General features: G+C 61.7%; 1 protein-coding gene. It reads right to left on the reverse strand.

The features are described 5' to 3' along the window. On the reverse strand, positions 1-243 hold a 243-nt coding region (locus KVT28_RS26310; RefSeq protein ID WP_217551230.1), incomplete at both ends, for an efflux RND transporter permease subunit.

The following is a 243-nucleotide window of genomic DNA, read 5'->3' on the forward strand; positions in this document are numbered from 1 at the left end:
GTAACCGTTGTAGTGCGCCAGGCGCGGTGAACCGGTTCGCCAGTGGCTGGTGGCGAAGGCAGAGAAGGGCCCCATGCCGCCGCTGTTGTTGCGCACATACCACTTATTTACGTCTTCCGGCAGCATGCGGCACTCTGCCGCCGCCTGCACGTAGACTTTCTTCACGCGACCGCGATCGGGGAAGGCATTGACGTGAGGTGAGCCCCACGCGGTGGTTAAGGTGTCGTTGATGGTATCCAGCGT

This window comes from Pantoea sp. GbtcB22 (assembly GCF_019091025.1).
GTDB lineage: Bacteria > Pseudomonadota > Gammaproteobacteria > Enterobacterales > Enterobacteriaceae > Pantoea > Pantoea leporis.